The 19,546-nt window shown below is 62.6% G+C and carries 17 protein-coding genes; 12 read left to right on the top strand and 5 right to left on the bottom strand.

Going from position 1 to position 19,546, the window contains the following annotated elements; all coding sequences use genetic code 11:
- Positions 1 to 65 precede the first annotated feature (65 nt).
- Positions 66 to 1,685: a citramalate synthase gene (gene cimA / locus FE781_RS05080; protein WP_138788527.1), complete on the bottom strand. Its 1,620-nt coding sequence runs from the start codon at positions 1,683 to 1,685 to the stop codon at positions 66 to 68.
- A 208-nt stretch (positions 1,686 to 1,893) separates the two neighbouring features.
- On the opposite strand from cimA, the gene FE781_RS05075 reads away from it, so the two are divergent.
- The 3 genes from FE781_RS05075 (at position 1,894) to FE781_RS05065 (ending at position 5,115) form a co-directional block, all read left to right on the top strand.
- Entirely contained in the window at positions 1,894 to 3,201 is a 1,308-nt protein-coding gene (locus tag FE781_RS05075; protein ID WP_138788526.1) for a DNA polymerase IV, read from the top strand.
- A gap of 108 nt (positions 3,202 to 3,309) precedes the next feature.
- Complete coding sequence (locus FE781_RS05070) at positions 3,310 to 3,543, top strand: ferredoxin (protein WP_138788525.1); 234 nt, start codon at positions 3,310 to 3,312, stop codon at positions 3,541 to 3,543.
- A 153-nt stretch (positions 3,544 to 3,696) separates the two neighbouring features.
- Positions 3,697 to 5,115: a L,D-transpeptidase gene (locus FE781_RS05065; RefSeq protein ID WP_170209419.1), complete on the top strand. Its 1,419-nt coding sequence runs from the start codon at positions 3,697 to 3,699 to the stop codon at positions 5,113 to 5,115.
- Between the two features lie 184 nt (positions 5,116 to 5,299).
- Here FE781_RS05065 and FE781_RS17990 read toward each other — a convergent pair whose 3' ends face one another.
- Positions 5,300 to 5,431 (bottom strand): hypothetical protein, encoded by a 132-nt coding sequence (locus FE781_RS17990; protein WP_281281874.1) that lies wholly within the window; start codon positions 5,429 to 5,431, stop codon positions 5,300 to 5,302.
- Positions 5,432 to 5,583: 152 nt separating this feature from the next.
- On the opposite strand from FE781_RS17990, the gene FE781_RS05060 reads away from it, so the two are divergent.
- Genes FE781_RS05060 through FE781_RS05050 form a run of 3 tightly spaced genes read left to right on the top strand, consistent with a single transcriptional unit; the run spans position 5,584 to position 7,989 of the window.
- Complete coding sequence (locus FE781_RS05060; protein ID WP_138788523.1) at positions 5,584 to 6,678, top strand: quinone-dependent dihydroorotate dehydrogenase; 1,095 nt, start codon at positions 5,584 to 5,586, stop codon at positions 6,676 to 6,678.
- Between the two features lie 14 nt (positions 6,679 to 6,692).
- Positions 6,693 to 7,532, top strand: coding sequence for a GTP diphosphokinase (yjbM, locus tag FE781_RS05055; RefSeq protein WP_138788522.1), 840 nt, complete (start codon positions 6,693 to 6,695; stop codon positions 7,530 to 7,532).
- Between the two features lie 43 nt (positions 7,533 to 7,575).
- Positions 7,576 to 7,989: a DUF309 domain-containing protein gene (locus FE781_RS05050; protein ID WP_138788671.1), complete on the top strand. Its 414-nt coding sequence runs from the start codon at positions 7,576 to 7,578 to the stop codon at positions 7,987 to 7,989.
- A 66-nt stretch (positions 7,990 to 8,055) separates the two neighbouring features.
- Here FE781_RS05050 and FE781_RS05045 read toward each other — a convergent pair whose 3' ends face one another.
- On the bottom strand, positions 8,056 to 8,550 hold the full coding sequence (locus tag FE781_RS05045) for a thioredoxin family protein (protein ID WP_138788521.1): 495 nt from the start codon (positions 8,548 to 8,550) through the stop codon (positions 8,056 to 8,058).
- Between the two features lie 145 nt (positions 8,551 to 8,695).
- On the opposite strand from FE781_RS05045, the gene FE781_RS05040 reads away from it, so the two are divergent.
- The 3 genes from FE781_RS05040 (at position 8,696) to FE781_RS05030 (ending at position 12,619) form a co-directional block, all read left to right on the top strand.
- Positions 8,696 to 10,144, top strand: a complete 1,449-nt coding sequence (locus FE781_RS05040) for an RsmB/NOP family class I SAM-dependent RNA methyltransferase (protein WP_138788520.1) — start codon at positions 8,696 to 8,698, stop codon at positions 10,142 to 10,144.
- A gap of 8 nt (positions 10,145 to 10,152) precedes the next feature.
- On the top strand, positions 10,153 to 10,881 hold the full coding sequence (locus FE781_RS05035; protein ID WP_425464972.1) for a pseudouridine synthase: 729 nt from the start codon (positions 10,153 to 10,155) through the stop codon (positions 10,879 to 10,881).
- Between the two features lie 352 nt (positions 10,882 to 11,233).
- Positions 11,234 to 12,619 carry a hypothetical protein gene (locus tag FE781_RS05030; RefSeq protein WP_138788519.1) on the top strand — a complete coding sequence of 462 codons (1,386 nt, stop codon included), beginning with the start codon at positions 11,234 to 11,236 and terminating at the stop codon, positions 12,617 to 12,619.
- A 14-nt stretch (positions 12,620 to 12,633) separates the two neighbouring features.
- On the opposite strand, the gene FE781_RS05025 is transcribed toward FE781_RS05030, so the two are convergent.
- Both FE781_RS05025 and FE781_RS05020 read right to left on the bottom strand, forming a co-directional pair.
- Entirely contained in the window at positions 12,634 to 14,010 is a 1,377-nt protein-coding gene (locus FE781_RS05025; protein WP_342774278.1) for an RsmB/NOP family class I SAM-dependent RNA methyltransferase, read from the bottom strand.
- Positions 14,011 to 14,168: 158 nt separating this feature from the next.
- Positions 14,169 to 15,359 (bottom strand): GGDEF domain-containing protein, encoded by a 1,191-nt coding sequence (locus FE781_RS05020; protein ID WP_138788518.1) that lies wholly within the window; start codon positions 15,357 to 15,359, stop codon positions 14,169 to 14,171.
- Between the two features lie 114 nt (positions 15,360 to 15,473).
- Between FE781_RS05020 and FE781_RS05015 the strand changes: the two genes are divergently transcribed.
- The 3 genes from FE781_RS05015 to FE781_RS05005 form a co-directional block, all read left to right on the top strand.
- Positions 15,474 to 16,625 carry a glycosyltransferase family 4 protein gene (locus FE781_RS05015; protein ID WP_138788517.1) on the top strand — a complete coding sequence of 384 codons (1,152 nt, stop codon included), beginning with the start codon at positions 15,474 to 15,476 and terminating at the stop codon, positions 16,623 to 16,625.
- Entirely contained in the window at positions 16,622 to 17,929 is a 1,308-nt protein-coding gene (locus tag FE781_RS17985) for a metallophosphoesterase family protein (protein ID WP_138788516.1), read from the top strand. The genes FE781_RS05015 and FE781_RS17985 overlap by 4 nt, the downstream gene beginning before the upstream one ends.
- A partial coding sequence (locus FE781_RS05005) for an AAA family ATPase (RefSeq protein ID WP_170209417.1) occupies positions 17,919 to 19,546 on the top strand: 1,628 nt, incomplete at its 3' end. The genes FE781_RS17985 and FE781_RS05005, both read left to right, overlap by 11 nt.

Genomic DNA, 19,546 nt, shown 5'->3' with positions numbered 1-19,546 from the left:
GCCGCGCCAAAAACAAAACGCCCGCTTACGGACGATCAGACGACCGGAAGCGGGCGTTTATTAAGTTAATGGTTGACGAGCCCGAGGCGTTCCGCGGGGATATTGTCCGACTGGCAGACCGGCTTCCGGTTCAGGAGCGCGTAGCGGAAGCTGTCCACCAGCGCTTGCCAGCTTGCTTCGATGACGTTCTCCGATACTCCCACCGTGCTCCAAGTATTGCGGTGGTCGGTGGATTCGATCATGACGCGGACTTTGGCGGCCGTGGCGTTTTTCTCGTCCAGCACGCGCACCTTGTAGTCGGTGAGATGCATGTCCGCCAAGTCCGGATAATACTTGAGAATCGCTTTGCGCAGAGCGCTGTCCAGCGCGTTGACGGGACCGTTGCCTTCGGCTGCGGAATAGACGATATCGCCGTGCACTTTGACCTTGACGATCGCTTCCGACAATACGCCGCTGTCCGCCGTTTTGCCGACCAAAATTTTGAACGATTCCAGCGTAAAGATGTCCTCCAGGCCGCCGGCGGCTTCGCGAAGCAGCAATTCGAGCGAGGCGTCTGCGCCCTCGAATTGGTAGCCTTGATGCTCCAGCTCCTTGATCCGCTCGATCACTTCGCGCGTACGCGGGTTTTCCCGGTCGAGATCGAGGTTCAATTCCTTGGCTTTGACGAGCACGTTGCTTTGTCCCGCCAGCTCGGAGACGAGCACCCGCTGCTTGTTGCCGACCCGCTCCGGCTCGATATGCTCGTACGTGCTGGCGTGCTTCAGAATCGCCGAGACGTGGATGCCGCCCTTGTGCGCGAAAGCGGCCGAGCCGACGTACGGCTGGTTGACCGGCATGACGACGTTCGCAATCTCGTTCACGTAGCGGGCGATGCTCGTCAACTGCCGAAGCTGCTCGTCGGATACGCAGCGGTAACCCATCTTCAGTTGCAGGTTCGGAATGATGGATGACAGGTTGGCGTTGCCGCATCTTTCCCCGAAGCCGTTGATGGTGCCTTGAACCTGACGGGCGCCGGCCTGTACGGCGGCGAGGCTGTTGGCGACGCCCAGCTCGCAGTCGTTATGGGCGTGAATGCCGACCGGTGTGCCGACGCGGCTGCAGACGTCCCGGACGATATCCGACACTTCGCCCGGCAGGGAGCCCCCGTTCGTGTCGCACAGCACGATCCAGTCGGCCCCGGCTTTCTCCGCTTGGGCGATCGTGGCCAAGGCATACTCTTTGTTATGCTTGTAGCCGTCGAAGAAGTGCTCCCCGAGATAGATCACTTCCAGACCTTTTTGTTTCAAGAAGCGGACCGAGTCGTATATCATCGCCAGATTTTCTTCCAGGGTGGTGCCGAGCGCCACTTCGACGTGAAAATCCCACGACTTGCCGAAGATCGACGCGACGCTGACCCCGGATTCGACGATTTTGTTCAGGTTCGGATCTTCTTCGGGGCGCGTATGTTTGCGGCGGGTGCTGCCGAAAGCGGTAATCTTCGCGTGCTTCAGCTTCAATTCCTTGGCCCGTTCGAAAAATTCGATATCCTTGCTGTTGCTTCCCGGCCAACCGCCTTCAATATATTGAACGCCCAACTGATCGAGCTTGCGGGCAATTTTCAATTTGTCTTCGACGGACAGGCTGATTCCCTCGCCTTGCGTCCCGTCCCGGAGCGTGGTGTCAAATATGGACACGAAGTCGGACATGGTGGCGCCTCCTTGAATCACTACTGGCATTTTTCATGAAAGTCTGATAAATCATTATACCAAATACCGGGCGAAAAGTAGAGGGGTTGTTTCGTGAACCGGAGCGGGACCAGCCGCCCGCCGGTCGTTGACGGAGGCCGGTTCCTCGGATATGCTGGGGTTGAGACGGCCCCGCAGCCGCATTACGCCCGGACGGAGGAGTCAAGTCATGTCCAATGACCGGATTGACAATGTTCGCCACGCATACCCCGCCGCAGGCAGGGTCATCCTACATGTCGACATGAACGCCTTTTTCTGCTCCTGTCATGAAGCGGTGGAACCTCATAGGTATAAAGGAAAACCGACCGCCGTCTCCGGAAGCGTCGAGCTGCGCAGAGGAATTGTCGTCACTTGCAGCTACCCGGCGCGGGAATACGGCGTGCGCACGGGCATGACCGTACGCGAAGCGCTCAGGTTATGTCCCGAGCTGGTGCTGATCCAGCCGGATTTTAACCTGTACCGCAACTTTTCCCGAGGGTTTCTGCGGATCGCTTCGGATTTCTCGCCGCTCGTCGAGGCGACGTCGATCGACGAATGCTACATCGACATCACGGGCTCCAAGCAGTTCGGCACGCCTCTGGAGATCGCAGAGAGGCTGCAAGGAAGAATCCGCGAAGAACTCGGGTTGCCGTGCTCCATCGGCGTGGCGCCGAACAAGCTGCTTGCCAAGATGGCTTCCGACATGAAGAAGCCGAACGGCTTGTCGGTGCTGCGCAAAAGAGACGTGCCGCGAATCCTGTGGCCCAAGCCTTGCCAGCAGCTATTCGGTCTGGGCGCGAAAACGGCGGCCAAGCTGGAGCGGCTGAACATCCGCACGATCGGCCAGCTCGCCGCCGCAGACCTGACGCTGCTGACGAAGGAGTTCGGCGTCTACGGACATTGGCTGAAGGAAGCGGCGAACGGCCGCGACGACAGTCCGGTCGTGTCCAGCCGGGAACCGAACAAATCGATCGGGCACACGACGACGCTTCCCGCCGATCTGACTGAAGCGGAGGATATCCGCCGGGTGTTTCTGAATCTGGCCGATCAGACGGGCAGAAGGCTGCGGCGGCAGGAGATGGTCGCGGAGACGATCCAGATCGCGATTCGCGATCCGCAGATGAAGACGATCACCCGATCGCGGACGCTCGACAAGCCGACCGAGAGAACCGATGTCATCTTCGCCGAAGCTGTCCGGTTGTTCGAGAAGCATTGGGGCTACGGCAAGCCGGTGCGCCTGCTGGGCGTCACGCTGCAAAACCTGAAGCCGAGGAGCGAGTCGGCGATCCAGCTCGATCTGTTTGATTACGAGCGGGAACCCCGCAAGGAGCAGCTCCTGCGGACGATGGACCGCATCCGGGACAAATTCGGGGAGGACGCCGTCATCACGGCAGGCATGATCGGGGACGATCCGTCCGTGCTGATCCGCGATTACAAACGGAGGGGTACGTCGCTGCAAATGGACTACTTAAGATCTCCGGAAAACCGGCAAAAATAGCTTGAGGCGGACAAACTTAGGGTTTGAACTTTACAGGTTTTTGTATTATAGTGAAGTAGGAGTTTGTTCAACATAGAGACGAGATTTGTGTGAGGAGGATTTTTGAATATGGCTAAATATACGTGGGTCGACAAAGAAACGTGTATCGCCTGCGGCGCGTGCGGAGCGACAGCTCCCGACATCTACGATTACGACGACGAGGGCCTTGCCGAGGTTATTTACAACGGTGACGGCAACAGAGGCGTAACGGAAATTCCGGAAGAACTGTACGACGATCTGCAAGACGCTTCCGACGGCTGCCCGACGGATTCCATCAAAATCTCGGACACTCCTTTTAACTGAAATAGATACGAGCCAGCTCTTCCCGGACGGGAAGGGCTTTTTCTTTGGCCGGGCGCGCTGCCGATGCCGGGCGGGCTTCGCCGTCTTCTTCTAAAGATAAGGCGCGGGAGAACCGATACAATAGGAAAAGGATCACGGGAACGGAGGAGCGCCGTGCAAAGATTCGACGATCCCGAATATTTGAAGGCCTATATCCAATCGCATCCGAATCAGAAGATGGCGTGGTATCTGCTCGGTAAGGAGTACGCGGCCAAAGGGGAGGCGGGCAAAGCCGCCTACTGCTATGCCCAGGCCGGCGAAGTATACGAAGCGTTCGAGAACGAGCCTCTGCCTCCGGAGGTGCTGCAAGCGGCGAAGGCGGAATTCGAGCGCCGCACGCGCCAGTCGGATGCCGACGCCGCATCTGCGGCAATCGGCGCGGACAGGAAGGAGAAGCCCGCCCCGAACCGCAGGCGGTGGCGGCTGGCGCTGCTGGCGCTGACGTTAGCGGGGTTCGCCATCGCGTTTGCGCCGGACTCCGCCGAGGCTCCCGCTGCCGGGACCGGGCCGGGGCATTCGGCGGAGTCCGGCTTGGCTCGGGGAGAAGAACGGCACATCTGGCATTGGGTGGACCCGAGACGGTCTTCGGCCTATCTCGGCGGCATGGTCGGTCAGTGGACGGAACAACTTCCCGACAAACGGTTGACCCTGACCTTGCTCGAACTGGCCGAAGCGGAGCGATGGCTCCGATGGGACTCGCCGCCGAAGCCGCTGCTGTCGTTGACGGGAGGGGCGGGAGAGCCGAGCTGGACGGCGAATTGGCATGACGCATCGCGCTGCGATTGCGAGCCTGCCCCGTTCGAAGCGCCGGCCTCGGTCGGCTTGTGGCAGGACCGGCTGGAGCAGGAGGCGGTGCTGCGCACGGCGGTCCGGTATTACGCGGAGGCCCATGGCTCGCCGCCGGAGTCCCCCGAGCAGTTGGCGCGTTCCTATCCGAACAACGCGATATCGGGGATCACGCCCTTGATGCGGAAGCTTTTCCCGTCCGTTGCGGAATCGTACGGACAACCGTCCCGCGGCGGATTCGGGACGGGCAAGGCGGACGGGCGAGAAAAGTCGGGAGAGACGGCGGCCGGCGGAGAGCGGCTGCCGGACACGCTGGCGATCGTCGTCGACCGGGCGAATTACCGCCTGGCGCTGGTGAGCGGTCCGGTCATCCTGCGAAGCTATCCGGTCGGTCTCGGCGGCGAGCGGACACCGGAGGGCACGTTCCCGATCACGGAGAAAGTCAAAAATCCGAACGGCACCGACAAGGGCGCGTTCGGATCGCGGGGGATGACGCTCGGCGACACGTTATACGCCATTCACGGCACAAACGAGCCGGACAGCATCGGCAAAGACGAATCGCTCGGCTGCATCCGCATGCGCCGGGAAGATATCGAGGAGTTGTTCGCGCTTGTTCCGCTCGGCACGCCGGTGACGATCGGGCGCGGCCTGCTTCCCGACGAGCTCGTCCGGCGTACCCCGGGTTATGCGATTCCTTCCTCCGCGGAGGAGGAAAATCCGGGCAAAATCTACAAATGGCTGTCGTAAATTCACGGCACCCAAATGTACTTTTGCATTTCGCATGGCCCAAAACGACCGCCGGGCGGTCATAGACCAGAAACAAGAAATGGCGACGCACTGGCGAAAACCATGCACCGCCATTTTTTCGGCAAGCCGTTCGAACTTCCTATAGAGACAGTCCCTTCGGTCCGCTTGGGCATATGCAACCGGTTTAACCGTTTGCAACAATCAGAGCAATAAGTGCGATCAGCAGCACACCGACGATGGAGGCGACCCCTATGATCGCTTTTTTGTTCGCTTGTTCGGACTGCTTGCGCTGGAGAGCGGGAGGTTTGCGTTTCACGCGGCATTCTCCTCTTCTCTGAATTGGACATACTTTCATTATAAGCGCGTCCAGCTTTAAATGAAAGACGGAAAATGGTAAACTGTTACGGGAAGCCGCGAGCGCCACAGACCGGGGATATCCGGGCTAATCGACGAAACAGGTGAATACGAATGCTGTATCAGAAATGCTTAAAGCCGATATTTTTCCGGATGGACGCGGAGAACGCCCATCATTTCGTTATTCATACCATGAAATGGGCAGGCGCCGTGCCGGGCGGCACGGGCTTGCTTCGCGCGATGTGGGGAGTCCCGCGCGTGCCGGAGCTGGAAATGAACGTAGCGGGACTGACGTTTCCGGGCCCCGTCGGATTGGCGGCGGGATTGGATAAAAACGGCGTCGCCGTCGACGCATTCTCGTCCGTCGGCTTCGGCTTTGTCGAGGTCGGCACGGTTACGCCCCAGCCCCAGCCGGGCAACGACAAGCCGAGGCTGTTCCGGCTGCCTCCGGACGAAGCGCTGATCAACCGGATGGGCTTCAACAACGTCGGTGCGGACGAGATGGAACGCAATTTGTCGAAGCTGACCCGGCACCGGGTTCCCGTAGGGGTCAATATCGGCAAAAACAAATGGACGCCGAACGAGCGGGCCGAGGACGATTACCGGGCATGCATCCGCAAGCTTCACAAGCATGCCGACTTTTTTGTCGTCAACATCAGCTCGCCGAACACCCCCGATCTGCGCAATCTTCAGCATGGCGAAGAATTGCGGGGACTGCTGGCGGCGGTGACGGACGAGTTGGCGAAGCAGGCGAACGGCGGAACGCGGAAGCCGGTATTTGTCAAGATCGCGCCGGATCTCAGCGATGCCGAGCTCGAATATATGGCGGATACGATCGCCGCCAGCGGCGTATCGGGCATCATCGCCACCAACACGACGCTGTCCCGGGAAGGGCTGACGCACGGCAACCGCGCCGAGGCGGGCGGTCTCAGCGGCCGGCCGCTTACGGAGCGTTCAACGCAGGTCGTGCGCCGTCTGTACCGGACGACGGGAGGACGCTTGCCGATCATCGGCTGCGGCGGCATCTTCACGGCCGAAGACGCGTATGCGAAGATCCGGGCGGGCGCGAGCCTGGTCGAGATCTACACGTCTCTCATCTATAAAGGGCCAGGCATCGCCGGTCATATTCAACGAGGACTGCTTGCCGCGATGCGGCGCGACGGATTCACGCATCTCTCCCAGGCGGTGGGGGCCGATATCACATCTTGACGGGAGGCGCTCCGATGGACGGTAGGGATTGGGGCAAGTTTTTGCTGCCATACGAACAGGCGTTGGAGGAATTGAAGGTCAAGTTCAAGACGCTCCGCAGCGAGCTCAAAAACCGTGAAGAATACTCGCCGATCGAATTCGTGACCGGACGCGTCAAACGAGTCTCAAGCATTCTGGAAAAAGCAAAGCGTCTGCAAATTCCGCTGGAGCAAGTGGAGCAGATGGAGGATATCGCCGGACTGCGCATCATGTGCCAGTTCGTTCAGGATATCGAAGTGGTCAGCAAGCTGATCGAACAGCGCCAGGATATGCGGGTCGTCAACGTCAAGGATTACATTACGAATTATAAAGAGAGCGGTTACCGCAGCTACCATATGATCGTGGAATATCCCGTTCAAACTTCCCTCGGCATGAAAAGGGTGCTGGCGGAAATCCAACTGCGGACGCTGGCGATGAATTTTTGGGCGACCATCGAGCATTCCTTGAATTACAAATACAAGGAGAAGCTCCCGGACGAAGTGAAAATGCGGCTGCGCAAAGCGGCGGAAGCCGCGTTCCAGCTCGATCAGGAAATGTCGAGCATCCGCCAGGAGATCGTGGACGCGCAAAAAATGTTCCAGGACCGTTCCAATCTCGTATCCAAAATATTAAGCGACATCCAGTCGCTGTATTTCTACAGGCATGTGAGGGAAGCGGCCGCGTTCCAGCTCCGGTTCAACGAGCTGTGGGAGCAGGAGGACCCGGTCGCGCTGCGGAAGCTCGCCGACGACGTGACGGCGGCGCTGGATCGGGCCAAACAGGCCGAGCTCTCGCGCAATCCGTCGGAGGCCGGAGACCGCGGCGGCGGAGCTTGAGCCGACCGGCGGTCGGCATCGGGACGCGAGGGCGGTGAGACGGATGTACGACCGGCTGTACGTCGAATTTCTGCGCCGGTTTAACGTCGAGAGGGATTATTACGAATGCCACGATCTGATGGAGGAGCTGTGGCTGGAGGAAGGCCGCAAGCCGCTGTACCAGGGGCTGCTCCAGGTTGCGGTCGGCTTGTATCACCACGGCAACGGCAACCCGGGCGGCGCGGTCAAGCTGCTTCGGCAGGCGGCCGGCAAGCTCGCCGGTTATCCGCCGCATAGCCTGGGCATCGATCTCGGCAAGCTCCGGACGGAGTCGCTCGCCTATCTCGAACGGCTCGAAGCGTCGTTGCGTCCGGGGGCGGAACCGATGAAGCCCCGCGACCTGACGATCGACATACTCGACCCGGAGCTGCGGCGGCGGGTCGAGCGCGATTCGCCGGACGGCGGATCGGGCGGTTAACCGCATATCGACGAACCGGCCCCGCCGAATGTTCATTCGGACAGGGCCGGTGCCTTTAAAGAGACGTTACGCCTTATGTTTGTTGAAGAACGCTTTGAACATGTCGGCCGTATTGCCTTCATTGGCGGATTCGGCGTAACCGCCGACCATACGCTCGACTTCTTTGCCGTCTTTATAGTAAACAAGGGTTGGGGTCGCTTCGATGTTGTATTTTTTCCAGCCTTCCTCGAACTCCAGCAGGTTGAACTGCAGAGGCGTCACGCCGGCTTCCTTGGCGATCGGCATCAGCTTCGGAGTGGTCGCTTTGCAGTATGAGCACGTGGACGAGAAAAAGTAGACGAACGTGCCTTCGTTGCTTTTGATTTTGGCGTCGAGTTCGTCGGGCAGCACGATATTCTGATAGTTCGGATCGTCGAGCAGCTTCGCCGTTTCCGGATGCAGCTTCGAGACGGCGATCCCGTAGACGTTGTCCGTGCTATTGTCCTGCGATAACACGTTCAGCCCGTAAAGACCGCCGAACAGAACAATGACAAGCCCTAGATAAATCGCGATTTTTTTCATAAGATAACGGGAAACCTCCTTGGCGGTTCGGCCTTCGAATCATGGGTCGGCTACGACACTCATTCTACCGCCCGAAGGTGCCGGGCGCAAGTCAAGAGATTTCCCGGTTGTGAACAAATGATGACGATAGAAAGAGCGGACGCCTATGACCATTAAACTGCCGGAACATTTCCGGGAACGGATGAAGGAGCTGCTTGCCAGCGAATACGATGAATTCGAAGCGTCGTACGGCCGGCCCGCGCAAGCCGGTCTGCGGTTGAATCCGCTGAAGACGGGCAAGCCGGGACAAGCGGACAAAATCGCACCCGCGTGGAGGGAACAGCCGGTGCCGTGGTGCCCGACCGGCTATTATTTGCCGGAAGGCGCAAGACCCGGGAAGCATCCGCATTATCATGCCGGAATCTACTTTATACAGGAACCGAGCGCGATGGCGCCCGTGGAGCTGCTGGACGTCAAGCCCGGAGACCGGGTGCTCGATCTGTGCGCGGCGCCCGGCGGCAAAAGCACGCAAATCGCCGGAAAACTGGCCGGCTCCGGGCTGCTCGTATCCAACGACAATCATCCCGACCGGGCCAAAGCGCTGCTGAAAAACATCGAGCTCGCCGGCGTGCGCAACGCCGTCGTGCTGAACGAGACGCCCGAGCGGCTGTCGGGGCGATTCGCGGGCTTTTTCGATAAAATTCTCGTCGATGCGCCTTGCTCGGGAGAAGGCATGTTCCGCAAAGACCCGGACATGCTGCGGGCCTACGACGCCTACGGCGTCGACAGATGCTCGGCAATGCAACGCTCGATCCTGGCCGAAGCGGTCAAAATGCTGAAGCCGGGGGGCACACTCGTATATTCCACCTGCACGTTTTCCGCCGAGGAGAACGAAGGCGTCATCGCGGAACTTCTGAAGGATCGGCCGGAGCTGGAGACGGTGGAAGCGCCGCTGCGGCATCTGTTTGCGCCCGGACGCCCGGAATGGCTGGGCGAAGGCGGGGCCGGCAGCTTGGCCGATTCGTTGCGCCGGACCGTCAGGCTGTGGCCGCATCGTATCCGCGGCGAAGGCCACTACGCGGCGGTGATCCGCAAGCATCCGGACGCGGCGGACTCCGAACCGTCCCGCGCGCCCAGGGAAGACCGCAGCCTGCCCGCGCCCACGCGTTCGGAGTGGTCGGCGGCAGAGGAAACGCTGCGCGAATGTGTGAACGCGCCTATCGAAAAAGACCGCCGCTGGGCGACGTTCGGAGGCCTGCTGACGCTTGTCCCGGAGGGCCTTCCCTCCCTGGAAGGGCTTCGCGTGGTCAGACCGGGCTGGGCGGTCGGATCGTTCAAAAAAGGCCGGTTTGCCCCTTCGCACGCTCTGGCGTTGGGGATCGCCGCGGAGGATGCGATTCGGTCCGTCGATTTCGGCGCGGACCATCCCTATACGATCCGGTATCTGAAAGGAGAAACGCTGGAGACGGGCGCGGACGAGCTGAAGCTGTCGCCCGGTGCCGGTCCGAAAGGATTCGTGCTTGTGACGGCGGACGGTTTTCCTTTGGGCTGGGCCAAATGGCAGGACGGATACCTGAAAAACGAATATCCTCCCGCATGGAGGTGGACGCCGTGAAAGGCAAGATGCGAGTCGACAAGCTGCTGACGCATATGGGCGTCGGCAGCCGGAAGGAGATCAAAGGGCTGGCCAAGTCCGGACGCATCGCGGTGAATGGACAGACGGTGAAAGACAGCGGGCAGCAGGTTGACCCGGCAGCCGACGAGATCACGGTCGACGGCCGCCCGATCGTCTACAAGGAATTCGTGTACCTCATGATGAACAAGCCCCCGGGGGTCGTCTCCGCCACGGAAGACAACCGGGACCGGACGGTTATCGATCTGCTGAGCGAAGAGCACGCGAACTTCCAGCCGTTCCCCGTCGGAAGGCTGGATAAGGATACGGTCGGCCTGCTGCTGCTGACCAATGACGGCAAGCTGTCCCACGAGCTGCTGTCGCCCCGCAAGCATGTGCCCAAAACGTATTACGCCGAGGTGGAAGGCGACGTCGACGAGCGGGATGTCGCCGCGTTCGCCGCGGGCGTCAAGCTGGATGACGGTTATGTAACGCTCCCCGCCGTTTTGACCGTGCTGGAACGAAGTTCCGACGGCCCAAACGGCTTGTCCCGCATCGAATTGACCATCACCGAAGGAAAATTCCATCAAGTGAAACGGATGTTCCTGGCTGTCGGCAAGCGGGTCCGGTATTTGAAACGCGTTTCGATGGGGCCGCTGAAGCTCGACCCCGAGCTGGGCGAAGGCTCTTACCGCGAATTGACGGAGGAAGAACTTGCGCTGCTCCAATGCAGGGAATAACGCCTATCGACACCCCGACCGAATGGGGGGTTCCGGGCGGCCGCGCAAGCGGCCGCCCCGCAGGTTATCAGAAGCAGTGGGGTCAGAGCCCCAAAACCAGCCGGAAAAAAAGAACGAGAATGATGCCCGCATGCGTAAAGATTCCACCAACGTGGGACATTCCGCATTCCTCCTTCAAGGATTAGAATTCCGAATGCTTACGAATTCTATCTGGGCTGCGGCTCGCAATCGGCATACTTCACTATATACGGGGAAAGGCCTGCAAGATTGGACATTGACCTAGATCTAATAATTTGGGCTCGGTTCGGCAACGCTAGAGTTGGATTCCACAGATATGGCGGAGGCGAACAAGATGGCGGATATCGCAATCCGGCCGGCGATGCGGACGATCGGCGGCGAAGTGAACGATATACTGTGCGATGGGCGTTTTGTCGGCATGTTGACGCTTGTATACCGCGAGTCGGACCGGCTGATGGGCATTTTGACGCTGGAGCAGCAGGCGCTGTTCCGTCACGACAAGCCCGAGATCGAACGGTGGGCGCGGCAATACGTCTACCAGATGGCCGATGCGATCGGCGCGGAAGATTGCGATTGGGTGATCGTCCACGGAAACGTGGAGCATCCCGACAAGCGGGGCAAGAAAGAACGGAGAACGTTGGTCTACTCGGGGCCGGGGAATTCGTATGCGGAGCAGGACGAGTCCTATGGCGATTACGAGTCGGACGACGCCGAGACGATCCAGATGCGACAAGGCGGAGCCACACAAAGTCAAGGCCAGTTCAGGAGGCAGGGCAAGAACGGCCGGGGAACGGCTCCGGGCCAGCAGCCGGGCATGCAGCCCCAAGGACAAAACCAGGGCCAGAGCCAAGGGCAAGGACAACAGCAAGCCCAACAGCAAGCCCAACAACAAGTCCAACAACAAGCCCAAGGGCAAGCGCAGGGTCAGAACATGGCGCAAGGGCAGCCGCAAGCTTCGGGCATGGCGCAAGGGCAGCCGAACGGTTTCGGCCAGCAGGGAGGGGCGCAGCGCTCCGTCCGTCCGAAAGGAAGGAAGCTGGAATTGTCGCTTGTCGAGGAGACGGACGACAAGTTCGAATACCGTCTGCGCGACCACAAAAAAGCGTGGTTGGCGGAGGCGACGCTGCGTCTTCGCGGGTCCAGGGGGATCGGCGAGGTGCATTGGCTGGCGGAGCCGGATGAAGAGGACATCGACCGCGTTGCCGAACTGATCGCCGCGGAGCACGAAGACAGCCGCATCCGTTCCTTAATCATTGAAATGTACTACGAAGGCGAGCCGCTGGAGACGGTGGAACTGAAGCTGGAAGAACCGAAGAAGGCGAGCCAGCCTCTCGGACAGAGCAGTCAATCGCAAGCCGGCGGGCAGGCCGCGGCCGCGAACGGGGGCAGCGCCAACGCCTCGGGGCGGACGAGAGGCCGGAAAAACGAAGAGTGCGAAATTGTGCTGGTCAGGGACCAGGGGGACACGCTGACGTACAACATTTTTGAACCCTCCGATCCTTCCCCGCTCGGCGCCGCCGTGGTCGATTTGTCGCAACGGGAGGTCAACGGCGAAGTCCGGTTTTTCACGCCGCAGGACGAATTGCGGCGCGAAGATATCGCGTATCAACTGCTGAGGGAGATCGACAAAGAGCGTGAATTCGAAACGTGCACGCTGTCCATGATCGAAAACCAGCAGATCGTCGACGAAATGGTGTTCGAATCGAGCCCGGTTCATTGACGCCGGCCGAGGCTTCATCCGGCCGGACGCCGAAGCCCCTTGGGCAGATGGTTTTTGACGGTATCGCCGGTACACTTGCCCCATCCCAGCGGCAGTCCGTCCACCGCGACCAGGCACCAACCGGGAGCCAGCCCTTCGGTCGGCGCAATCGTCTCCCCCCGCAAATAGGCGTCCGCCTCAGGTGAACCGGACGCATAATTCGCCGCCCGGGCCCGCTCGGCCGTTAGCGCCATGGCTAACGCGTGAGCGGGCTCGAGCCGGTTTTTGCGGACATCCGCGACATGCAAGCCGGGTCTCGGCACCTTCAAGCCGTCCGCCCATCCTTCGGGCAAGGGACGGTCCGGAAGCGAGGGCATCCAGAACAGGCGGTCGCCGAACAGCAGCGGTTCCCCTGCGGGAAGCGCCAGTCCCGGCGCGATCTCGCGCAGCATCGCCTCGGCTTGCTTCCAGGCGTCCGCCGCCGCTTTATCGGGCCGGCGCCTCCCGGACTTCCGGCGGACGGACTCGGAGCCGGCTTCGTCCCGCTTGCGCAGCAGCGCGGCAAAATGCCCTTCGCCCAGGGTGCGGTGGGGCCAGTAGCGTTCCGTCCGAACCAGCTCCCAATCCGGGCGCGCGGCCAAAAAGTTCGCCAGCACCCCCTCGTTCTCCCTCTCGTTAAACGTACATGTCGAGTAGACGAGCCGTCCGCCGGGCTTCACCAGGTCCGCCGCGCGGCTCAGCACGTCCTCCTGACGCGCCGCGCACGCTTCGACCTGCTCCGGGGACCATTCGCGAACGGCGTCCGGATCTTTGCGGAACATCCCTTCTCCCGAGCAGGGCGCGTCCAGCATAACCGCGTCGAAAATCGCCCCGAACCGGCGGATCAGCGCGTCGGGAGCGGCGCTGACGACAATCGCGTTCGTTATCCCCATCCGCTCGATATTTTCGGACAAGATCGCCGCCCGTCCCGGGTGGATCTCATTGGCGACGAGCAGGCCGGTTCCCGCCAGCTTGTCGGCGATGTGCGTCGCCTTGCCTCCGGGGGCGGCGGCGAGATCCAGCACCAGCTCGCCCGGCCTCGGCGCCAGCAGCTCCGCCGCCGACATGGCCGACGGCTCCTGGATATAATAAGCGCCGGCGGCATGATACGGATGCTTGCCGGGCCGCGCTTGCTCCGGATAGGCGTATCCGGTCGGGCACCAGGGCACGGGCTCCAAGCCGAAGGCATCGCGAATCGCTTCAAAGCGGGGGTCGTCTGCGGTCAGCTTGGCCGTGTTGAGCCGTAGGCCGTACGTGCGCGCGGCGGCGTAGCTGTTCAGGAATGCCTCCGCTTCCACGGGGCCCAACTGTCGGGTCATTTGTTCGAGATAGGCGTCTGGCAGCTTGGGCTGCATCGGGTTCCGTGTGGTCAAGTGAAGCTCCTCCAACGTTGACGGCGGACGCGGCTCCAAGCCGCCGGGTTCCGCCATCGGATGACTCGTCTCATTATACCCGGAAGAGGCCGGCGAAAAAAAGAGCGGCGGCCTCTTCGGCCGGACGCTCCGGAAAAACGATGTTCCCCGCCCGCATCCTACAGTTCGGCGCCGGCTCCGTCGGCCGGTGCCCCGGCCGACGCCGCCTTGCTGCGGCGGGAATAGCCGCATACCTTGTTTTTCCCGGTCGTTTTGGCCTGATACATCGCCTCGTCCGCCATCTTGACGATCTGCTCCGCTTTTGTCTCCGACTTGCTCTTGGCATATCCGACGCTGACGGTCACGATGGTCTCCTGCTCGACCCGGGCGCGGAATCGCTCCGCCCATTCGGCGGGCTTCACCTTCGGATCGGTCAGCGCGATCACCATCTCCTCGCCGCCGTACCGTCCGGCAAAGCCGCAGCCCGCGGCTTCTTCGCGCGCGATCTCGGCCACCTGCTTGAGGGCTTCGTCTCCCTTGTCGTGGCCGACCGTATCGTTGAGCTTCTTGAAATTGTCAATATCGCTGAAGACGATCGCGATGCCGGCGCCGCTGCGGAGATGGCGTTCGATCCGTTTTTGCATGTACGCCCGGTTGTACAGGCCCGTCAGCCCGTCCGTAATCGACGAGCGGTAAATGTTATTCAGCAGCTCGACCGTCCGCTCGAATAAAAACACGAGGATCAGTCCGTAATACATTATCGGCACGTACAGGTGGATCAGCTCCAGCGCCCGGACGGAACGGTTCCAAATATGCACGTTCAGCGTCTCGGCCAGCACCGACACGAAGTAGACGAACAGGAACAGCCGGTACAACCCCGGCTGGTTCGTGCGCCCGGGCAAATGATGATAACATAAAAACAGAATCAAAAACGAGTAAAGCTGGAAGCCGACATTCTGCAACAGGGAGATTTGCTCGGGCGTCCCTCCCGAAATCGCCGGCAGCTTGAGCGACACGATCGTCAGCGCGAGCGGAGGCAGGAGGCCGGCCGCGAAAATGAGATACTGCTTCAGCTTGGCCGTATTGTATAATTGATACAGCGCGAATTGCAGCAGAAGAAACGACGACGTTTCCAGAAACCGCCCGACGACGTTGGGGGTGTCCGGCTCGCTCTGGCCCGTATACAGGGCGGGCAAGATCAGATGGTTGCCTATGACCAGCAGCACCGAAAGGCTGAGCAAGGCGAACGCCGGACGCCGGCGGGAGCGGTACAGCCGGAGCGACATGTACAGCATCATCGCCAGGATCGGCAAAATCATGGCCATTACCAGCCAATATTCAAGGGAGCGGTCCAGCAGGATCGGTTCCATCGGGCGAAATCTCTCCGTTTTCGTCAGGAAGTGGCGTCATGCGTCTATCATTATAGCAGATAGACAGAGGGGCTTTGGTGCCGATTTGATAGGCCGGAAGGAGCAGATGCAATCATGAGAATCTTACAAGCGTTGTTTTTCCCGCCGGAGCAGCCGGGCGGCGTGTCCTCGATGGTGCCGTATATCCACGAAGGCTTTCGCCATCTCGGATGGGAGATGGATTTGTTTTCCCTGCCGAAGCGGGTCAGGTCCAAAGGGCAGGAACCGATCGGATTCGACACGTTCGACTGGACGGTGTACAAGGGCTTGCCCGTGATCGAAAAATATATGCAGACGTTCCGGGACTACGTCTGGTGGACGCGAATGCGGATAAAAGAGCCGTACGATCTGATCCACGCGCATCATCCTCTGGTCGCGCTGGCCATGAAGCACGTATTTCCCGAGACGCCGGTGATCGCCACGATTCACTCCAGCTACGAACGCGAGCTGATCCTGAACGGAAGAATAGCGGCAGGGGGGCCGGAGGAGCGGTTTTTGACCTCGCTGTACGGCGAGCTGGAGGCCAAAGCCGAGCTGGTCATGACGGTGTCCCAGGCGTTCAAGCGGTATATGAGCGCGTACGTTCGCGAGCCCGAACGCATCCGCGTGATTCCGAACGGCTTCGACGAGCGCCGGTTCCGGCCCACGCCGCATGAGAACGCCGTTCCGCAATTGATCACCGTCTGCCGTCTCGTGCCGGCCAAAGGGCTCGACGTGCTGCTGCGCGCCTGCGCGGAAGTCAAGCGGCGCGGGGGCCGGTTCGTGCTGCACCTGATCGGCGACGGCCCGAGCCGGACGGAGCTGGAGGCGATGGCGGCGGAGCTGGGCATTTACGAGGATATCATCTTTTACGGCTACATGCTGCATCCCGAGGAATTTATGCCGTTTGCGGACATATTCGTGCTGCCGTCCCGGGCGGAGGCGTTCGGCAACGTGTTCGCCGAGGCGGCTTTGTGTCTGCTGGCCCTGATCGGCACCGATGTGGGCGGCATCTCCGAGCAGATCGAGGACGGGAAAAACGGGCTGCTCGTTCCGGTCGACGACGTCATGGCTCTGGCGGACGCGATCGAGAAGCTGTGCGCCGATCCGGACTTCCGGTATGCGCTGGCGCGGGCGGCCCGGGAAAAAGCCAAATCCCAATATTCGCTTCGCCGCGTCATCGTGCAGTTGACGGAGGTTTATGAGACGATCGCGAACCGGCGCCGCACGGGGGAGTTCGGGACGTGAAAGCGTTCAAATTCATTCATGCCGCCGATCTCCATCTGGACAGTCCGTTTGTCGGGCTGGAGCGTTTGCCGGAGGCCGTTCGGCGGCGCATACGGGAATCGACGTTCCGCGCGCTCGACCGGCTTGTCGGCATTGCGATCGAGGAGCGGGCGGACGCCGTCGTGATCGCGGGGGACGTGTATGACGCCGCGGACCGCAGCCTGCGGGCGCAGCTCAAGTTCCAGAGAGCGCTCGAAACGCTGTCGGAGCGGAACATCCCGGTCTACATATCGCACGGCAATCACGATCCGCTGGACGGCGCTCGGGCTTCGCTCGATATGCCGCCGGGCGTGCACGTGTTCGGGGGAGCCGAAGCCGAATGCGTGCCGGTGGAAGGCGGACGCCGGGGCACGCTCGCCTGGGTGCACGGACAATCGTTCTCCACGCGGGCGGTGACCGACAATCTGGCCGCGGGATTTGCCCGCCGCCGGAGTGATCTGTTCCAGATCGGCCTGCTGCACGCCAACGTGGACGGCGATCCGGAGCACGACAATTATGCGCCGTGCCGGCTGCGGGACCTGGAGGCTTCGGGGATCGACTACTGGGCGCTCGGACATGTGCACGCCCGGCGCGTGTTAAGCGAAGCGCCTTATGTCGTCTATCCGGGCAACCTGCAGGGACGCAGCATCCGCGAGACGGGAGCGAAAGGCTGCTACGCCGTCGAAGTCGCCGATTCCGGCCGGGCGTCCCTCCGGTTCCGCCCGGCGGATCAGGTCCGGTGGCGGTCGGCTCCGGTCGATCTGACGGCCGTCCGGACGGCGCAAGAGCTTAAATCGGCCATGGAGCGTGAGGTGGAAGCGGCCAGGCGGGAGTCGGACGGACGGGCATGCGTCGTGCGCTTCCGGCTGAAGGGCCGCTCCCCGCTGTATCGGGAGCTGTCGGCGTCCGGGGGTGCGCTTCAGGAACTGCTTGCGGAGATCCGCGAACGGGAAGCGCTGCGCGCGGCCGACGACGAGTATGCGTTCGTCTGGCCGAGCGGCGCCGTTCTGGAGGCTTCGGGCATGCCGGTCGATCCGGAAGCGTGGCGGGGACAGGAAGGATTGCTGGGCGAGATCGTCGCCGCCGCCGACCGGCTGGCGGCGGACCCCAAGGCCGCGGAAGAATGGGCCAGGCGGACCCTCGCCGCGCTGCTGGACGGCAAGGCGGCGGTATGGCTGCGCGAATCGGACAAGGATGTCGCCCGCTGGCTGCTGGAAGCGAGAGAGCTGGCGGTTGCGGCCGCTTGGGAACAGTTGGAACGGGAGGGTCGGGGCGATGCGGATTGAGTCGATGTCGATCGAGCGCTTCGGCATGCTGTCGCGCTGCGCCATCGAGCCCGGCGAGGGAGCGACGCTGATCTACGGCCCGAACGAAGCGGGAAAAAGCACCTGGATGAACTTCGTGCGATTCGGGCTGTTCGGCTTTCCGCCGAAGCTGGCTCCCGCGGAGAAATACGCGCCGCCTGGCGGGGGCGCTTACGGCGGAAGCGTCGTCGTGTCGTGGCCGGACGGCCTCCGCATCCGGATCGACCGCTCGGAGAGCGGCGCGGGCCGGGGCGGCCGCTCTTCCGGGTTCGGCGCGACGCTGCTCGGCGAAGGCTCGGCTTCGCCCCCGATCCGCTCCGCGGAAGCCGAATACGCCGCCCGGCTGGGGCCGGTCGACGGCGCGTTGTTCCGCCGCTGGTTCGCCGTCGGATTGGACGATCTGCGGCAGTTGGGCGCGCTGGAAGGGGAGGCCGTCGGCCGCTTCCTGCAGGGAGCGGGCTGGGGCGGCGACGGCTGGGCGGCCGCCGCCGCGGAAGAGAAGCTGCAAAGCGCGATGGACAAGCTGTACCGCCCGCGCGGCCAGCGGGAGATCAACGCGACGCTTCAGGAGCTGGAAGCGGCGCAGCGGGAGCTGCGCGACGCGAAGGAAGCGCTCGGCGCGTTTAACGAGGCGGTCGAGGAGGGCCGCCGGCTGGAGCGGGAGATCGAGGCGGCCGAACGGCGGCTCGCGGAGAAGCGCCGGGAGCTGCTGCGCCTGGAGCGGGCGGCCGAAGCCCAGCCTCACGCGGCGCGGCTCGCCGTGCACCGGGAGCGGCTCGCCGCGCTTGGCGGCGAGCCGGAGGGCGATTGGCCGGAGGATGCGGCCGAACGGCTGGAGCGGCTCGCCGCCGCGCTGGAGCAGGCGGAGCTGGAGCTGGAGCGGGCCGGCCGGGCGCTGCGGGAGGCGCGGGAAGCCGCGGAGTCGCTGCCCGACGGCCGGCGGGATGCGCCGCTGCTGGAGCGGCGGGGCGAGCTGGAGGCGCTGCTGGCGGAAGCCGCGGTCTACCGCGAGCAGCGCGACCGGCTCGCTGCGGCCGCCGAGGAGGAACGGCACCTGTCGGAGCGGTTGTCGGAGCTGCTGGCCCAGGCCGGGCCGGACTGGACGGAGCGGCGGCTGCGGGAGCAGCGGGCCGATCTCGCGGCGAAGGACACGATCCGGGCCGCGCGGGACCGGATCGCGTCGCTGCAGCGCGCCGCCGAGCAAGCCGACGCCGAGCTCGTCTCCGCCGAACGGCTGGCCGCGCAGGCGGCCGACGCCGAACGGGAGGAGCGGCAGGCGATCGCAGCGCTGGACGACCGGTTGGCGGCGCTCGACGCGATGATCGGCGCGCCGGAGGACGATCGGGCCGCCGCCGCGCTGTGGGAGAGCCTCGCCGCGGAGACGGCCGCCTGGCGCGCGGAACGCGAGTCGGCGCTCGTCCGCGAGCGGGCCGAGGCGCTGCTGGCGGACGAGCGCGCCCGGCTCGCCGCGGAAGCCGACCGGCAGCGCAGCGCGGGCGCCGCGATGCTGCGCCGGCTGGCGGCGCTGCTCGGCGCCGGCGGCGTAGCCGCCGGAGCGGCCGCCGGCTGGGCCGGCGCTTGGCCCGCCGCCGCAGGGGC

The organism is Paenibacillus thermoaerophilus, assembly GCF_005938195.1.
In the GTDB taxonomy this organism is placed as follows: Bacteria; Bacillota; Bacilli; order Paenibacillales; family Reconciliibacillaceae; genus Paenibacillus_W; species Paenibacillus_W thermoaerophilus.
Note: the sequence above shows the minus strand (reverse complement) of the source record. Positions and strands in the feature narration are given on the sequence as shown.

What these genes read in the sequence shown, in the direction of transcription:
- cimA (WP_138788527.1), bottom strand. Translation starts at nt 1,685, where the DNA reads ATGTCCGACTTCGTGTCCATATTTGACACCACGCTCCGGGACGGGACG.
- FE781_RS05075 (WP_138788526.1), top strand. Translation starts at nt 1,894, where the DNA reads ATGTCCAATGACCGGATTGACAATGTTCGCCACGCATACCCCGCCGCA.
- FE781_RS05070 (WP_138788525.1), top strand. Translation starts at nt 3,310, where the DNA reads ATGGCTAAATATACGTGGGTCGACAAAGAAACGTGTATCGCCTGCGGC.
- FE781_RS05060 (WP_138788523.1), top strand. Translation starts at nt 5,584, where the DNA reads ATGCTGTATCAGAAATGCTTAAAGCCGATATTTTTCCGGATGGACGCG.
- yjbM (WP_138788522.1), top strand. Translation starts at nt 6,693, where the DNA reads ATGGACGGTAGGGATTGGGGCAAGTTTTTGCTGCCATACGAACAGGCG.
- FE781_RS05050 (WP_138788671.1), top strand. Translation starts at nt 7,576, where the DNA reads ATGTACGACCGGCTGTACGTCGAATTTCTGCGCCGGTTTAACGTCGAG.
- FE781_RS05045 (WP_138788521.1), bottom strand. Translation starts at nt 8,550, where the DNA reads ATGAAAAAAATCGCGATTTATCTAGGGCTTGTCATTGTTCTGTTCGGC.
- FE781_RS05040 (WP_138788520.1), top strand. Translation starts at nt 8,696, where the DNA reads ATGACCATTAAACTGCCGGAACATTTCCGGGAACGGATGAAGGAGCTG.
- FE781_RS05035 (WP_425464972.1), top strand. Translation starts at nt 10,153, where the DNA reads ATGCGAGTCGACAAGCTGCTGACGCATATGGGCGTCGGCAGCCGGAAG.
- FE781_RS05030 (WP_138788519.1), top strand. Translation starts at nt 11,234, where the DNA reads ATGGCGGATATCGCAATCCGGCCGGCGATGCGGACGATCGGCGGCGAA.
- FE781_RS05020 (WP_138788518.1), bottom strand. Translation starts at nt 15,359, where the DNA reads ATGGAACCGATCCTGCTGGACCGCTCCCTTGAATATTGGCTGGTAATG.
- FE781_RS05015 (WP_138788517.1), top strand. Translation starts at nt 15,474, where the DNA reads ATGAGAATCTTACAAGCGTTGTTTTTCCCGCCGGAGCAGCCGGGCGGC.